This window comes from Phytohabitans rumicis (assembly GCF_011764445.1).
In the GTDB taxonomy this organism is placed as follows: Bacteria; Actinomycetota; Actinomycetes; order Mycobacteriales; family Micromonosporaceae; genus Phytohabitans; species Phytohabitans rumicis.
In genome coordinates, this window is the sequence record NZ_BLPG01000001.1 from 7,018,253 (window position 1) to 7,033,652 (window position 15,400).

General features: G+C 69.6%; 15 protein-coding genes and 1 pseudogene. 10 read left to right on the forward strand and 6 right to left on the reverse strand.

All coding sequences use genetic code 11. The features are described 5' to 3' along the window. Window positions 1-672: 672 nt before the first annotated feature. From Prum_RS31930 to Prum_RS31965, 8 genes and pseudogenes are all read left to right on the forward strand, one after another. Window positions 673-1,347, forward strand: a pseudogene (locus Prum_RS31930) (tryptophan 2,3-dioxygenase family protein); the annotation flags it as partial. Continuing rightward, window positions 1,344-2,531 carry an aminotransferase class V-fold PLP-dependent enzyme gene (locus tag Prum_RS31935; RefSeq protein WP_246278221.1) on the forward strand — a complete coding sequence of 396 codons (1,188 nt, stop codon included), beginning with the start codon at window positions 1,344-1,346 and terminating at the stop codon, window positions 2,529-2,531. The pseudogene Prum_RS31930 and the gene Prum_RS31935, both read left to right, overlap by 4 nt. Beyond that, entirely contained in the window at window positions 2,524-3,846 is a 1,323-nt protein-coding gene (locus Prum_RS31940; RefSeq protein WP_173079831.1) for a tryptophan 2,3-dioxygenase family protein, read from the forward strand. Before Prum_RS31935 ends, Prum_RS31940 begins: the two co-directional genes overlap by 8 nt. Continuing rightward, on the forward strand, window positions 3,818-5,236 hold the full coding sequence (locus Prum_RS31945) for an MFS transporter (RefSeq protein WP_173079832.1): 1,419 nt from the start codon (window positions 3,818-3,820) through the stop codon (window positions 5,234-5,236). Before Prum_RS31940 ends, Prum_RS31945 begins: the two co-directional genes overlap by 29 nt. A gap of 97 nt (window positions 5,237-5,333) precedes the next feature. Beyond that, window positions 5,334-5,849, forward strand: a complete 516-nt coding sequence (locus Prum_RS31950) for a hypothetical protein (RefSeq protein WP_173079833.1) — start codon at window positions 5,334-5,336, stop codon at window positions 5,847-5,849. A gap of 588 nt (window positions 5,850-6,437) precedes the next feature. Next, a complete protein-coding gene (locus tag Prum_RS31955) occupies window positions 6,438-7,415 on the forward strand; it encodes a cytochrome P450 (RefSeq protein WP_218577421.1) in 978 nt (325 codons plus the stop codon). 52 nt (window positions 7,416-7,467) lie between these two features. Beyond that, window positions 7,468-7,707: a hypothetical protein gene (locus tag Prum_RS31960; RefSeq protein ID WP_173079835.1), complete on the forward strand. Its 240-nt coding sequence runs from the start codon at window positions 7,468-7,470 to the stop codon at window positions 7,705-7,707. A 168-nt stretch (window positions 7,708-7,875) separates the two neighbouring features. Further along, entirely contained in the window at window positions 7,876-8,583 is a 708-nt protein-coding gene (locus tag Prum_RS31965) for a hypothetical protein (protein ID WP_173079836.1), read from the forward strand. 74 nt (window positions 8,584-8,657) lie between these two features. On the opposite strand, the gene Prum_RS31970 is transcribed toward Prum_RS31965, so the two are convergent. From Prum_RS31970 to Prum_RS31980, 3 genes are all read right to left on the reverse strand, one after another. Next, a complete protein-coding gene (locus Prum_RS31970; protein ID WP_173079837.1) occupies window positions 8,658-8,828 on the reverse strand; it encodes a hypothetical protein in 171 nt (56 codons plus the stop codon). 336 nt (window positions 8,829-9,164) lie between these two features. Continuing rightward, window positions 9,165-10,016, reverse strand: a complete 852-nt coding sequence (locus Prum_RS31975; RefSeq protein ID WP_246278222.1) for a DUF6042 family protein — start codon at window positions 10,014-10,016, stop codon at window positions 9,165-9,167. Continuing rightward, complete coding sequence (locus Prum_RS31980) at window positions 10,013-10,792, reverse strand: hypothetical protein (RefSeq protein WP_173079838.1); 780 nt, start codon at window positions 10,790-10,792, stop codon at window positions 10,013-10,015. Before Prum_RS31980 ends, Prum_RS31975 begins: the two co-directional genes overlap by 4 nt. Before the next feature lie 129 nt (window positions 10,793-10,921). Here Prum_RS31980 and Prum_RS49845 point away from each other — a divergent pair, with 129 nt between their 5' ends. Beyond that, window positions 10,922-11,638 carry a RusA family crossover junction endodeoxyribonuclease gene (locus Prum_RS49845; protein WP_218577422.1) on the forward strand — a complete coding sequence of 239 codons (717 nt, stop codon included), beginning with the start codon at window positions 10,922-10,924 and terminating at the stop codon, window positions 11,636-11,638. Between the two features lie 35 nt (window positions 11,639-11,673). Here Prum_RS49845 and Prum_RS31990 read toward each other — a convergent pair whose 3' ends face one another. Together Prum_RS31990 and Prum_RS31995 are read right to left on the reverse strand one after the other, a co-directional pair. Beyond that, window positions 11,674-12,915, reverse strand: a complete 1,242-nt coding sequence (locus Prum_RS31990) for a hypothetical protein (RefSeq protein WP_173079839.1) — start codon at window positions 12,913-12,915, stop codon at window positions 11,674-11,676. Next, window positions 12,915-13,832: an Lrp/AsnC family transcriptional regulator gene (locus Prum_RS31995; RefSeq protein WP_173079840.1), complete on the reverse strand. Its 918-nt coding sequence runs from the start codon at window positions 13,830-13,832 to the stop codon at window positions 12,915-12,917. The genes Prum_RS31990 and Prum_RS31995 overlap by 1 nt, the downstream gene beginning before the upstream one ends. A 132-nt stretch (window positions 13,833-13,964) precedes the next feature. On the opposite strand from Prum_RS31995, the gene Prum_RS32000 reads away from it, so the two are divergent. Further along, window positions 13,965-14,180, forward strand: a complete 216-nt coding sequence (locus Prum_RS32000) for a hypothetical protein (RefSeq protein ID WP_173079841.1) — start codon at window positions 13,965-13,967, stop codon at window positions 14,178-14,180. Between the two features lie 47 nt (window positions 14,181-14,227). Here the strand turns inward: Prum_RS32000 and Prum_RS32005 are convergent, their stop codons facing one another. Beyond that, the gene (locus Prum_RS32005; protein WP_173079842.1) at window positions 14,228-15,391 is read right to left on the reverse strand and encodes a YaaC family protein; all 1,164 of its coding nucleotides are present in this window, start codon (window positions 15,389-15,391) and stop codon (window positions 14,228-14,230) included. Between the last annotated feature and the right edge of the window lie 9 nt (window positions 15,392-15,400).

The following is a 15,400-nucleotide window of genomic DNA, read 5'->3' on the forward strand; positions in this document are numbered from 1 at the left end:
TGACGGCCTACAACCCGGATCGGTCCGGCTTCTCCTTGGACGGCACCGGTACGGCGTAGACGTCGGCGCCACTTGGTCCCCCGTTACCCCGCCGCCGAGTACGACCGCCGACAACGAGCCCGCAGACGCGCCTTCCCGCCCGGCACACTCCGCAGGTAGTGCCGACCCCCGGGCGGCCCAACCCGAAGGCATCCCAGCATCCCTAACCCAGCCCGTCTGTCCACCACTGTGCACGCGCGTTGCGCCTGCGCATCTATCAGTTGACAAGGCTGAGCTGTCCTGGCATGCTCCCACTGTTCCTGTTAACTGTAGTGAACAACCACGGATGTGGCGGCGTTACTGGTGAACGTGTCGTGGTCCCTGGGCGTTCGCTGCCTGATGGATGGCCGTGAGCGTTGGGGGCCTGACGGCCTTGGCTGCCGAGCGGTGCCCGGAGGCGAAGGCCGACTGCCCGGTCGCCTGGCAACTGCTGTCGAGCGTTGTCGGGGCCGGGCCGCCGGCAAGCACGGACATCTCAAGTGACTACCCCCGGCCGCGCCGACCTACGCCCTCGTGGGCGGCGCCGGTCGTGACGTCTGGAGGCGGGTCCAAATGCGACATCAATCAGCCACGGCATCGCCAGGAACCTGCACGCGCCGCGTACGGGTCAAAGTCAATCGGGCGGGGGCAGGCAGCGAATACGCCACCTACATGAACACCGATGTGCTGCTGTCATTGCAGCGACAACCCGAGGAGAGGGTGCATCGCGACGAGTTGCTGTTCCAAATCGTGCATCAGGCCACCGAGCTGTGGCTGATGCTGGCATGCACGGAGGTCGGCGAGGCGGCACGGCGGGTCCGCGCCGGCGACATTGAGGCGGCGCTACCGCTGCTTACCCGCGCGGAACTCGCCGTCCGCCTGATCACCGACGAGCTGGACATGCTGCGGCACCTGTCGCCGTGGGACTTCCAAATGATCCGCACGGTCTTGGGCAACGGATCAGGATTCGAGTCACCCGGCTGGCGGCAGGTCCGCCAGGTGAGCGGGACCCTGGAATCCGCCTTCCGGGACGCACTACGCGATCGGAACCAGACGCTGGCCGAGGTGTACCGCGGGAGTCCCACCCAGCCGCTGTACCTGCTGGCGGAAGCGTTGACCACCTGGGACGACCGGGTGACGTCGTGGCGCATCCGCCACTACCGCACCGTGCTGCGCACCATCGGCGACGGGGTGGTCGGCACCCAGGGCACACCGGTCAGGGCGTTGGCCAGGCTCATCGACCACCGCTTCTTCCCGGACCTGTGGCGGGTCCGCACGGAACTGACACGGACCGGGCCGATGGCTGAGCGTGAGGTGTGGCAGCCGTGAACGGCGAGGTGTTCGATCCGGTGTTGTTTCGCAAACACTTTCCGGGTCTCGACAACCTGGCCTACCTAGCCTGCTGCAGCCTGCCCCCGGCCTCGGCGCGGCTGGGCGAGGCGATGGCTGCCATGCTCGCCGCGATGAGCGCACCACGCCTAGCGTGGGAGCGGTTTGAGGCCGAGGTCGAACGGTTGCGTGTGCAGACCGCGGCGCTCATCGGTGCCCGAGCGGACCAGGTGGCGTTGCTACCCGACGCGACGACATCCGCGTTCCAGGTGGCTTCGACGTTGAGATGGGCACGACAGCCACGGCTGGTGACCTCGTCCGCGGAGTTCCCCGGCCTGGCACACGTATGGCTCGCCCAGCGCCCTCGCGGCGCCCAGGTGGTGTTCGTCGGAGACCGGGACGGAACCGTTTGCGCCGAGGACTACCTGGCCGCGATCGACGCCCGCACCGGGTTGGTGTCCGTGCCGATGACGACCTACCGCCATGGGATCCGGCTGCCCGTGGCGCAGATCGCCGCAGCGGCCCACGACGCGGGCGCCTGCGTCGTGACCGACGCGTACCAGGCCACAGGCGTCGAACCGGTCGACGTGGCCGCCCTGGACGTCGACTATCTGATCACCGGCTACGGCAAATACCTGCTCGGCCTGCCTGGCATCGCCGCCCTCTACGTCCGCCAACGGGCCGACGGTTCGCTCTGGCCCCAACTGACCGGATGGCTCGGCAGACGCAACCCGTTCGCGTTCGATCCCCACGAGCTGGACTTTCCGCTCGACGCGGGCCGGCTTCAGCTGGGCACACCGGCGATCCCGGCGATCTATGCCGCGAACGCTGGCCTGTCGTTGATCGGTGAGCTGGACCTGGCGGTGGTCAGACAACACGTCCTCAGTCTCACCGAGGGCATAGTGGCGACTCTGACCGCGCAGGGACACCGATCTGTCCCACAACCAGATCCTGCCACCCGCGGCGCCCATGTCGCACTGCCACACCCCGATCCGGGTGCGTTGAGCGCGTTTCTCACCGAACGGAACGTCCTGATCAGCCCTCGCGGCGAGGTCGCGCGGCTATCGGTTCACGCCTTCAGCACCCGACTGGACGTTCTGGCGGCGTGCGCGCTGATCGAACAGTTCGACGGCTCAGCACGGCCGCGCCGGCTCTCGGCGCAGGCAGGGGCACGCCATGCATGAGCTGTACTGCTGGAGCGCCACCGGCCGAGACCCGGTCACCTTCCCGTATACCGACGTGCTGCGCGACTTCCACCTCGCCGGCAAGCAATTCGTAGCCACCGACGTCCTGACCGTGCTGCACAACATCCGGACGTCACTACCCAGCGACGTCGAAACGTCCGCGGAACTGCGAAGACTTCGCCGGTTCCTCGACATCGCCTTGGACAAGTTCGACCACCGGTACGACTACCGCACCTACATCGCCGTCGACCTGCTGCCGCTACCCGCCCTCGACCAACCCGGCCCCGACGCCGCCATCGCCCTACGCGACCGCGACCGCGTGGTGAGCCGGCTGCTCGGCGACGCTCTGCGGTTCGAGCTCGCGGCGGCCGACAAGACCACCGACATGTTGCCCCGCATGCGACCCGACCCGCAGTTGGTCACCACCCGAACGCAGGCCGGCATCCGCGCCCTTGCACCGATCCTCAGCCGGCTCGGCCGGACCGGCCCGCTCAGAGGGCACAGTCCGGCCAGCGCCGTCCGGCTGATCTGGTCCGCGATCGACGCCGACCTGCAAGCTGGCGAACGCCTCGACCTCGCGCTGACCATGCTGCCGGTCGACCTCCTCCACGACGAATACCTCTTCATCCGTGTGCTGCAGGCGTGGGAGGCAACATTCGCGCTGCTCGCATTGGACCTGTCCGCTGCGGTCACGGCACTGCGCATTGGCAACGCCGAGCAGGCAGCGCAGCGCCTGGACGCGGCAAGCACGGTCCTGCGCGAGTCGCTGGCTCTGAACTCGCTGATCAAGACGATGCAGCCATCAGCGTTCCACAGCTTCCGCACGTACACGGAAGGCGCCAGCGCCATCCAGTCCCCGCGGTACAAACTCGTGGAATCGCTGTGCCGGCGGCCGGACGAAGCCCGCCTCGACTCGGTCGCCTACCGATCTGTCCCCGACGTCCGCAAGCGGGTCCTGGCCGGACACGCAACCCTCGACGAGGCATACCACCACTACGGTTCCGCCTTGGCCGATGACGCGAACCGGCGCATCACCCGAGCTATGGCCGGATTCGCGGCGGCGTCGCTGCAGTGGCGTCGTGCCCATCATCGACTGGCCGTGCGCTACCTGGGCGATCAGCGCGGCACGGGCGACACCGCCGGACCTGAGTACCTGCGCGCGGTCAGCGGTATTCCGGTATTCCACCACCTGCCGGCGCCGGCGCGGGCGCTCCGCGACGGCCGGACACGGCGACCCGCCCGATCCCACCGCCCGGGGGCCGCTTGGCCGCCAACGGAGAAACGACGTGACCGCCCGGCAAACGCCCACGCGTGAGCCGACCGCCGACCGGCAGAACGCGTCCCGGGTCGGCGTGCGACTGGGACTGCTGTACGGGCCGGCGGTCTTTGGCGTCACCGCGGCGGCCATCGCACTGCCCACGCTCATCACCGCGCTCGAGGTCGACGAGGCCGCCGCAAGCTGGGTGCTGTCCGCCTACGCATTGGCGCTCGGCATCGGCACCGCATTGTTCGGACGGCTGTTGGACGCCTGGGGCGCAAGGCAGGTCCTCCACCTCGGCGCACTACTGCTTGCGGCCGGTGCGGTGCTATGTCTCACGACGCCCAGCCTTGCCGGCCTCATCATCGGGCGGATGATCCTGGCCGCCGGATCGGGTGCCATGACCTCCACCGCTGTCGCGCTCGCCGCCGCGTCGGCACCCGACACGCGGGCCAGAGTCCTTGCCGGCTACGGCACGGTCATGTCGATGTTCACCTCCGCAGCTACGTTGGCCGGCGCCGTCGCGACAGCCGCGTCGTGGCGCATCGCAACGGTTCTACCCGCGCTGTCGCTGACCGCCATTCCCGCCTGCCTGCCGGCTGCCGCGTCGCATCCCCGGACGGGTACCCGGGTCGACATCCGCGGCGCGGGCGCCGTGGCCGTCGGCGTGGCAACCCTGCTGCTCCTCGGACAATCCGCGACCCTGCAGCTTCCCGCGTGGCTCGTCGCGGCGTTCGTACTGCTGCTCGCGGCCACCACGGTGGCAGTGATCCTGCGGCGCGACCACCCGAACGCGTTCATACCGCGGGAAGTCTTCGCCAACAAGGTATTCATGTCTGCCATCCCCGTGGGCTGCAGCGTCTACGCCGCCCTCTTCGCTCTCATGTATGCCGCTCCGATCGTGCTCACCGACACCTACCACTGGGACGCCTTCGCCGTCGGCGCGAGCCTGCTTCCGGGAGCGGTAGCCGCTGCCATCCTGTCCCGGGCCGGCGCTCACATGGCGGGCCACGCCTCAGCAGGTCGCCTCCTGAGCGGCGTCGCAGCAGCCCTCGCGTTATGTCTGGCCACAGCGGGACTCATGGGAGGCAGCCCGCCGCTCATGATCGTGGCCGCGTCACTGTCCTTTGCTGCCGTCTCAGTCGCCCAGGTGGTCCTCAGCGCGGCCGTGGCAGCCGAGCTGTCCACAGATCGCCGAGGAGGAGGCGTCGGACTGCTCCTCATGACCTTCTTCGTCGGAGGGTCCGGCGGTGTCGCCATCGTCGCAGCGCTCGCCCGCCGATGGGGTCTGGATAGCGCACTGGGGATCATCGCTCTCCTCCCTTTCGCGGCGGCCGTCCTGTCCTGGCGGCATCGGCCGCGGACACACGCGCCCCCTCCCCGACTCGGGCAGGAGGCAGCCGCCGCTTCGCCAGCAGCGGTGCGCCCACCCAAACGCGCCAGCTAGTACATCCGGCCGTGGCGCGCGGCCACCTCCAGCACCCCGCCGGAATCCACAAGATCGCGATGCCAAGGACTTGGCAACACACGCTCCAGGAGGCGAAATGGAACTGCACTACAGCGGCCGCGACGACCGCAAGTTGGCGCTCGTCGGGCTCATCTACGGCATCCTCAGCGTCCCGGTCGGCGCGCTGCTCGGTCTCGTCCTGGGTGGGCTCGGGTGGGCCTTCGCCCTGTTCGGTTGGGTGACAGGCTTCTTCGCCTTCCTCGCCGGCGCGGTCGTCCTCGTGATGAGCTTCCGACCGTTTCGGATCGCATTGGACGACGCCGGCCTGACAGTGCGGTCGGAAGGTCACCGGTTCGACGGACCGTGGGATCTGGTCGAAGCCATCAACATCGAGCAGACCAGCGTCGGCGAGCCGCCGGAAACACGACGGCTGCTGGTGCTCTGGGTACGCGAGGAGGTGCGCATGCGGCACCGGCCCAGCTACCCGCACGGTGGCGTCCGCAAGGGGCACGTGCTGGTCGACCTGGGCAACATCAGAGAGTCGCCTGACGAGGTCGCCGCCATCCTCGACCGGTACGCCAAAACGCGGTTCAGGACTATGGCCCAGGTGTAACCGGCGCCGTCGCCTTAAGCAGGGCGCCACCACGCCGTCGCCGTCCAGTCGGCGGCGCCGATATCGGCGAGTTCCGTAGCCGGTCCGCCGCGGCCTCGTGATCGCCAGATCCACCGGCTCCGGAGATCCAGTGGTGGCCTTCGCCGCCGTCAGCGTGCCGTGCGGTATCTCGGCCGCGAAGTACCGCCCGGCAGCCGATGAACCAGCCGCCGCTATCCACGGTGCGTACGACCACATCGGCCCCATGACCACCTTCGCGCCGCCTGTGGACGTCCGTGTCGTTCTCGCCACCCGAAATGGAGGCACGTCCGTGAAGCCGCCCGATCACCCGTTCGACCCGTACTCGGCGCACGTGCAACGCGACCCGTACCCGCACTACGCCGACCTGCGGGATACCGCCCCGTCGTCCGCTGCGTACTCGACGGCCGGGAGGTGTACGTGCTTTCCCGCGACAGGGACGTCCGAGCTGCGCTCGCCGACTGGGAAACGTTCTCCAGCCGTGGCGGGTTGAGCCTGCACCCACGACCGCGGCACGAGGCCGGTGTCATTATCGCCAGTGACCCGCGGCGTCCGGGCGACCCGCCTGGGGTGCCCGACCATGGCGACCTGATCCGCGCGGTCGCGGGGCACTTCAGCCCGCGCGCGATCGCCCGGCTATCCGGTCCGGTCCGGGCCTGGGCACACAGCCTCGTCGGGGACCTCGTATCCGCGGGCAGCTTCGACACGGTGGCCGCGTTGGCGCGAGTCGTGCCGACCAGGGTGGTGGGCGACCTGGTGGGCCTGCCCGAGGCGGACCGATACCAATACGCCGACTGGGCTGCCGCGGCCATGTCGCTGCAGGGACCCGACAGCGTGATCGCGCCACACGTGGCCGACCGCCTGGGGGCGATGCGCGAGCACGTCACACAGTTGGGCACCAACGGCGGACTGGCCCTGGCCGGCGTGGGCGCCGCCGTGTTCTCCGCCGCGGACAACGACGGGCCCCTGACCAGACAAGACGCCATCAGCATCGTCTGGGGCGCGCTCATCGTGGCGGGACTGCACACGACCGTCGCCGCCCTGACCTGGGCCTTGCTCGCCGCGGCCACCTACCCCTACCAGTGGGATCGCTACCGCAACTGGCATCGCAGCGGCGACCCGGCCCGGCTGGCCTGGACCGACGAACTCCTGCGCTACGAGTCGATCTTCCCGCTCGGCTACCGCACCACCACCACGGTCGCCAAAGTTGACGGCTATGTCATCCCGGCCCGATCCCGGGTGCTGATCTTGTATGGGGCGGCGAACCGGGATCCTGCGCGGTGGCCGGCGGCGGATCAGTTCGTGGTAGGTCGGCACGGCGTCGGTCAGCACCTGGGCCTGGGCGACGGGACGCATCGCTGCATCGGCCAACACCTCGCCCGGCTCGAAACAACTGCCGTGCTGGACGCGTTCGCCGCCCATGGAGTCTGCGGGTTCAGCCCGGTGGAGCAGCAGGCCGTGTGGGAGCCAAACGCGGCCGTCCGTGGCTGGTCCCGGTTTCCCATGACCGTCACGCTGAGGGAGGCCAACCATGCCGCCCGCATTTGACCCTTCATCTGGCCTGGGCACTGACCCACACCCACGTCAAGCTCCTAAGCCGGTGGGCGCGTCCGACCAGACAGTGCAAGAAGGACTCGCCGGTGCAGCGATGATGCTCGGCCTGCTGGCCTTGATCGCAGGTCTCGTCGTGCTGTTCACATCCTCGCGGCAGATGGGCGCGGTCGTGATGACCATCGGGGTCGGCGCGGTGATCGCCGGTGGTCTGCCGATGCTCCGGCCGATGCGTGTGCTCAAGACGCGAGGCGGTGCCAGTCGTCAGTGCGAATCGCGCACAGCTTGAGGTAGAAGCTGCCACGACACGTCGAGCGTGGACTCGCAACCCTGCCACACGACACGGCCGCAGCCGTGACCAGGTAATTCACCGTCGAGCAGTTGTCTCATCCCGCGAGTGCGCCCCGTCCGTAGCGCCTTCCTCGCAGTCCTCCCCGGCATGGCTACGGTTTCCTACATGAGCCGCGCCACGGTCAAGACTCTGGTCATCGCCACGACCGCCGCCTTCGTCGTCGCCCTGTCGATGCTCACGACTGTCGCGGCGGTGACCGATGGGTGGAATGCCGTCAACGTCATCGGGACATGGGTCGGCGGCGTCGGGACGACAGGTGCTCTCGCCGCCTCGATATGGCTGCTGGCACGGGAGGCCAAGCGGGACCGCGACCGCGACGGAGAGCGCGAGCAGCAGCAGGCCGAGCGGGTCGCGGCCTGGTACGGCTCCGAACGCCGCGCGCCGGGTCCGGGCGGCCAAGACACTGCCGGCGGATCCCGGGCATACCGCGTGTGGCGGGCGTGGGTCCGCAACGACTCGACGCTCCCGGTCTTCAACGTGCAGATCCGGGTGTACCGGCGAGATGACGCCGATCGGATCCGGCCGCTGGAAGTCCACCTCGCAGAGTCCTCAGATGGCGGCCTCTTTGGCGCGCTGATGGGCAGGGTGCGGCAGCCAATCTCCGTTCTTGCGCCCCAGCAGACGATCGAGTTCAGCGTGTTGAACGACCAGGTGGTCACCGACGAGGAAGGCGAGCGGTCGAAGGGCTGGACCACGGACGAGGTCGATCCGTTCGTCGATCTGGTGTTCCAAGATTCGGGCAGTCGATGGTGGGAAAGGAACGCTGGCGACCTTCGTCGTATCGCCGCCGCACCGGCGCCGCGGGTCAGCTAGCCCCAAACGACCGGGTTCTGGACGCCCACCGGCTAGGGATCGTCGCGCTGGTCGTCGGGAAGCGCAGCCGTGCTTCAGCCGCGCGCTGCTGAACGACCCCGCGAATCCGTCGGCATACGGTCGGCCTCGAAGCGTTCCAGGGCGCCGACCAGGTCGAGCCGTTCGTGGTAGGGGCACGCGTTCGGCGTCAGCCGGGCGGAAGCCGCCGCTACGGCACACGCGGCGAGCCGGCGCACCAGCAACATTTGCAATACTTCCTATGTGTTCGTATCTGGGCCTTCTTCCCGTTTTCCGCCGACGGGGCTCGACGAGTTGCGCGAGGCGGTCGGCTGGTGGACCCGTGCTGATGACCAGCCATGGAGCGGTCCTGGTGCAGTAGCTCTGTCGCTTGCGAGCATCGGCTCCACCGGCGGGTGGAGATGTTCCGACGCGTCCGCGCGTCGGCGCGGGTTCATCCCGGTCGGTGTGGCCCGCCGTGAGATCCGGCCATGGCGCTGGTCGGGCCGGAACCGCTGGAAGATTCGCGCAGACGAATCTGAAGGTCCCACTGTCGAGGGCAATCCCGCTAGCTACCCGCGGCTCTACGCGTCCGGGCGGACGACCGGGCGGTTGAGGTGCACGTGCATACGGTCGAAACGCTCGGGGTCGACGACTAGGTCGAACCGTTCGCGGTGGTGCACGCGCTCAAGGTCGACGGGTACACCGAAGCGGTGGGCCGCGAAGTCGCCGTCGTCGAGTAGGACCTGCACCGCGTGCCTTACGTCCTCGGGTTCGGCGCCGGTCGTGTTTGCCAGTCGGCTGAGGGTGGCGGGCACCGTGGTACGTGCCAGGTCACTGGATGCGGGGTCTATGAACAGGCGCAGCACCTTTTGGGCCAGGCGGGCGTGGCGCGAGCGCCAACGCATCCGGTCCTCGGCTGAGCGTTCCTCGGGCGTCATGTCGAGCGCCTCGGTGGGCAGTGGCGGGTCCACGGTCAAACGCATCGGCTGCTGGTCGTCGTGCTCGTCGATGTGCACCAGGCCGATCGTCACCATCAGGTCGAGCACCTGCTCGGCCGTTTCCACCGGGCGGAGTCCCATTCGGTCGAGCAGTTCGTTGTAGGCGGCGACTCTGTTGGCGTGGTGGGTGACCTCGGCGGCGAAGTCTTCGTCCGGATCGCCGTCCGCCGGCGGGTCCGGCGGCGCCCAGGCGGGCGCGGCGGGCAGGCTCGCCGCGAGGGCCGCTGGCTCCATGTTCTGGTCCAGGTCCGCGCCGTTGCGGCGGGCGTTCCACACGCGTTGCGCGGCGAGGACTTCTTCGCGTGGTGTGCCCGGGAAGCGGTGCAGCAGTTCCTCGAAGTCGAACCCGGCGTGGGGAAGCCAGCGGAACCAGCCGAGCTGGAACAGGACGGGTACGCGGATCGGCTCGCCCGCTTCGGGTGCGGGGGCGGTCATCCTGTGCCCTCATCACTGTCGCGGGCGTCGCCGGGGTCGTTGTTGGACAGCGTGGCCGCCACGATGTCCGCGATCTGGGCCGGGTGAGCGAGCGTGTAGTAGGGCAGCGGCGGCGCCGCCGGGAGTTCCCGCCCGAAGCCGTCGTCGGAGGCGAACAGTTCCCAGCCGCTGCTGGTGACTAGCAGGACGAGACCGTCGGGGATCTCCCAGGAGGTTTGGTTGTCGAAGATGTGCGGCTCGTCGACCCGTATGCCCCGGGCGCGCAGGTGGTTGGTGACGCCGGCGGTGAGGTTGTCGCGGTCCAGCGGAGGGCTGGCGTCGGCAGGTACCGTGTCGGCGTCGAATCGTCCGGCCAGGTCGCGGATCGCGGTGGCCGCGGCGCGCAGGTCGCCGACCAGCCGCGCCGGGTCGCCGGCCTCGCCGCGTTGGTGTGCCGCGTCCAGCCAAGTGGCCAGGCCGGCGGAGATGCCGGCGACGCCGTCGAGCTGCTTGCGCAGGGCGTTGATGATCGCCCTCGCGTCGGTGGTGGTTCGTAGGCTGTACGGGCTGGTCATCGCCTCTGCCAGCGCTGCGGCGCCGTCGGCGAGGTACCGGGCGGCCGGGACGGTGTGTGCCGCGGTCACGGCGACGTCGTCATCGCCGACGAGCGTTTCCAGAGCCTCGTTGTCGTGCTGTCGCTCGTGGTGGAGCTCGTCGTACTCGTCCTGCGGATCGATCTGGCCGAGCTGCACACGGATCACGGTGCCGCGGTGCTCGGCTTGGTCGCTGCCGGTCATAACCGCCCATCCTGCTCCGGCCGCGCGCCGGGTTCCAGGCACGACACTCCCTGACTGAGTGGACGCAGGTCCGCTGGCGGCGGTGTGACCAGGCCCGGCATTGATCCATTTCGGCGTAATGTCGGCAATATGACAGAGGGACCGCATCCGCTGCAGATCGAGTTCGCGGCTCTGTCGCGGGAGGCCGGACCGCAGGAGCGGGTCGCCGCCGTGTACCGCGCGTACAACACCGACACCGGCGCCACCCTCGGCCCAGACACCGCCGGCCCCGACGACACGGCCGCCGTTCGACTGTGGCTGTCTGGTGCCGAGATGTCCCAGCAGGCGGCGCTCACCTGGTACAAGAAGCCGTTCCTGCAGCCGTGGGTGCACGGCAGCGTCGCGGCGAAGGCGAACTGGCTGCGGCAGGCTCCCTGCCCGACGTGTCACCCGTTGCCCGACAGCGACGGCGGGCCGCCCCACATGTACTTCCATGTGCGGGTGCCACCGTTCAGCAAGCAGGTTCAGGCGACCAGCGTGATGTGGACCGCTACCGGACGAAGCTTGCTGGCCGAGCGTGAGCATCTTGGTGCGCGGCGCGAACAGTGGCGGGGTGTGGGCATCTGCGCCTCGGTGGTCGGCATCCAGCGCGATACCGCGCGGATCATCGACGTGGACAACATGGCGAAGGCGGTGCTCGACATCCTCAAGGGCATCGTGTTCCCGGACGACCGGCAGATCCAGCACCTGTCGGTGAACCGGGTCCGGCACCCCGACGAGTCCGCCTTCTACCTGATCGGACTGCGCGCGGTGCGCCCTGACCTCGCCGACGTCATCGACCCCGCCTGCCAGGTCAGATTTGTGTGAACACGGGCCCCAGCCCGAGGTCAAGTGTGCCGGACTCAGACCGTTGCGGCGCGGTCGACGGCCTCGGTGCAGGTATGGCGCAGCGGTGCTGCGTCCGGGCAGCGCCTGGTGGCCGGGCCGTCCGGGAAGGCGGAGTCGGGCCCGACCAGGAAGGCGGTTTCGCGGACGGGGATGGTCCATGCCCCGTCGCCGGCCAGCTCGACGCAGCGTTGGGCGAACCGGCTGACAGCCCCGCGCGGGAGGCGGTGCACGTCGACCAGTACGAAGCGGCCCTCACGGACCATGTCGCCGATGGGGTTGGCGTCCGCGTGGTGGCTGGCGGACGCGGCGATCGTGCCGTCGGACCAGGGCACCATCCGGGTGCCCGCGTCAGGCAGTTGGCCTTGCTCGGTCGCGGTCTGCAGGGTCAGTGCGATCAGCCAGAGCGTGCACGCGGCCGCGGAGACCGTTTCCGGGCGCGGCGCCGCGCCCTGGCGGGTCGTCTTGGCCTCGGTGTAGATGGTGTCCGCGCCCCGCTGCAGGACCAGGTCGGCGAGCTCGTCGCCGTGCTCGATGTGCGGCACCAGATCGACGGCGAATGGGCGTAGCCGGTCCCGGTACAGGTAGGTGAGCAGGTAGCGGGCCTCGGCCGGGCTGCGGCCGGCGGCGCGGACCAGCGCCTGGTGGGCGGCGGCGACATCGGCAGGTTCGTCCGTGTGCGGGTCGAGGTGAGGGCGCACGTGCGCGGCCAGGGCGGTCAGGGCGCTGCGGCGCACGCCCGTCGGGGCCTCACCGTGGTCGGCTAGGGCGGCCAACGTGCGGGCGCCGCGCAGCCGCCGCGCGACCCGGGCCGATCGCAGGTCGAGCATGCCCGCGCCGAGTTCCTCGACCTGGGGGTCGCCGGCCGTGCCGTTGGCCAGCGCGACCGCCCGGGCCGCGTCGGTGGCGCGCACACCACGGCGGACGCGGCGGGCGCCGGCACCGCCGAACGACGACTCGTCCAGCAGATCCCGGACCCGGTCGTTGGTGAGGCTCTCCCGCTCGATGGCGGCCGCGGTGAGCACGATCGTCCACGGCGTACCCGCGTCGCTGACGTCGGGGCGCTTCACCAGTCGGGCACCGACGAGATCGACCAGTCGGGCACCGACGAGCTCGTCGACCAGCGCGTCGACCTCGGCGTCCGGGACTCCGAGGTGGACGATCTCGTCGCGGGTGGCTATGCATCGGGCGAGCAGGTGCCGCGTGATGGTCGCGTAGTACTTCTCGCGCGTCCCGGGGTCCGGCGTGGTGTTGACCATCATGGCCTCCGTCCGGTCGGGTCTGGTTGATGCTGGGCGCGGATGCGCTGGATCCGGGCGCCGACGGCCTCGGCGGTCAACCCGCCGCCGACCGCCTCAGCGATGTCCTTGTAGGGCATGCCCGCCGCCACGCAGACGAGGATCTTCTTGGTGGTCTCGTCGCGGATCTTCTCGACCACACCCCAGGTGCGCTGGTGCAGCAGCGCCTGGTCGGCGGCGTCGCCGTGGGTCTGGCCGCAGAACGTGGCCACCTCCTCGACGGCATCGGCGGCCGACTCCGCGCCGGTCGTGTCGCCGCGCCAGTACTCGAACGCCGCCTTGAACTGCAGCAGGCACGCCCCGACGAAGAACGTCTTCAGGCTGGCGCCGCCGTCTGGGCGCCACCGCCCGCCGACCAGCGCTTGCTTGCGGAAGTACGCCAGCCCGTACCCGATGATCAGGTTCGTCAGCCCTCGGCGCTCGTCCACGGTCAGTTCCCGGCGCGGCGGCTCGACCACCCGACGCTTGGCGGCCGCGTGCTTGTAGACCTCCCCGGTGCGCAGCCACTTCATGAATACCCCGATCCCGTACTCGGCGGCCTCCAGCTCGAACAGCTCCTGCTTGGGCCCGGTGAACCCGGCCGCGGCCAGCTCGTCGCGCAGCTGCCCGTCGGCGAGCCGGGCGGCCGCCTGCCGCGCCCGGTCGTCGAGGTCGACCTCGACCGCGACCAGTGCCTGCTCCAGATCGGTGTCGACGGCGAACGGGGCGTCGGCGCCGGCGTTCCTGGCGTTTTGAAGTTCTTCTGTTAGGGGTTGTATGCGAGCCGACGCCGCCGTCTGGGGGGCTCGGCCTTGCGCGGGCGGCTGGCCGATGGCGGACCCCCCTTTCGGGCTTCGATGTGCTGTGTCTGCTCGTCTCCTATGGGGTCGGGCACCCAAAACCCGACGGAGCTCCTTCTGTGACCTGCGCCACAGGCTGCCTGCCGTCGGGTTTCGTCAAGATCGGCCCATATATCCCGGGCGAGCCCGGGGCGCTAGGACCCGGACCGCCCTTCCCGGAGGAGGACCCCGGTGGCCAGGCCCCGACGCCGCGAGCGCCCCGAATACCTGCTGAGCGTACGCGCGAGCGTCATCCTCGTGCTCGGGTTGCTCACCGCGGGCGCCGCCGGCGCGTTGACCAGCCTCGCGGGCCGCGGCTGGGCGGAGGCGGGGTTGGCCGCTGGTGCGGCGTTCGTCGCGGCGGTGTACTTTTTCGACCAGTTCGTCGAGAAGCACGAGCAGCCCTAGTCGGCGGCCGTGTCGCCCGAGTGGCCCCGCGCCGGGCGGCGGCCCGATCAGCTCACCTCGTCGATCGCCTCGGAGATGAGCCGCGGAACGACGTTGATCGCCGTCGTCAGCAGTTCCTCGATGGGCACGGCGAACGGGCTTGAGTTGACCGCGATGCACCCTGCCCACTCCGACGGCTCGTAGCGCGCGAACATCGACAGGGTGTGCAGGACCGCCCACCACGACATCAGTGGGTGCACGCCGCGCATGTTCGCGCCCACGGCCGGCATCAGGTACGGCTGCCCGTCGTACTGGCGGGTCCTGGTCAGCAGCAACCGGTCACGTTCTGCCGCGTCGCCGTCGGGCACGCCCGGCGCACTCCACATCATGACGAGCTCGCCCCAGCCATCACGGTGTGGATTGAAGTTCGGCCGAGGTGGCGTGTCACCAGTGAGCGCAGGCAGATAGCCATCCGCGTCGGGGAAGGCTGTCATGTACGTGGCCAGGTCCTCTGCCGGGTGAGCCGACGATACGACTGTCTGCGGTAGGTAGGCCACCGTGGAGATGATCATCGGGTGCTGCCGGACGTCGTTCTCCGGCACCACCAGCAGTGGTGTCCGCCGGTGCAGGTCATCGCGAAGCGGGAGATGACGGGTGTCGGGAATGCAGTTCCACAGAGCGGTGAGCGGTACCGCGTCCGGTTCTCTCCACGTTGGAGAGTCGAGCAGCTTCGATAGCGACACGAAACTGCCCGTCTTCGTCGCGTGGACCGTAATGTCGGGCAGGTTCGCTCCCCAGCCGATCTGGGAAACTCCGTGGCCACGAAGCTGCCAATCCTGGCTGCCCGCAGGTACCGAAGCGGCTGCCGCAGCGATCGCGCGGCCGGCCTGGCTAAGGCCGTAGAAGATCATTTTGAGGGTGACCCGGCGGATGGTGGCGGCCAGCGCGGCGGGCTCGGGCACGGCGAGGCCGGCGTCGAACGCCAGAAGCGCGAGATCGTGCGGGCGGCGGCCGGCCCGGGCCTGCCTGCCCAGAAACACGACCAGTTCGTCGGCGCCCCCGGCCGGTATGGATGTGCTGCCTTTGCCTCTGCCCAGGGCCCTGCGCGCGTTCGCCGGCAGCAGACCGTGGGCCCGCCAGCGCGCCATCTGAGAGGCGGTGACGCGGACGCTGGCCGCGTCGGCATGGGCCAGCAACTGCTGGTCGGCGGCGCTTGCGGTTCCGCGGGGCATCTGCTGAAC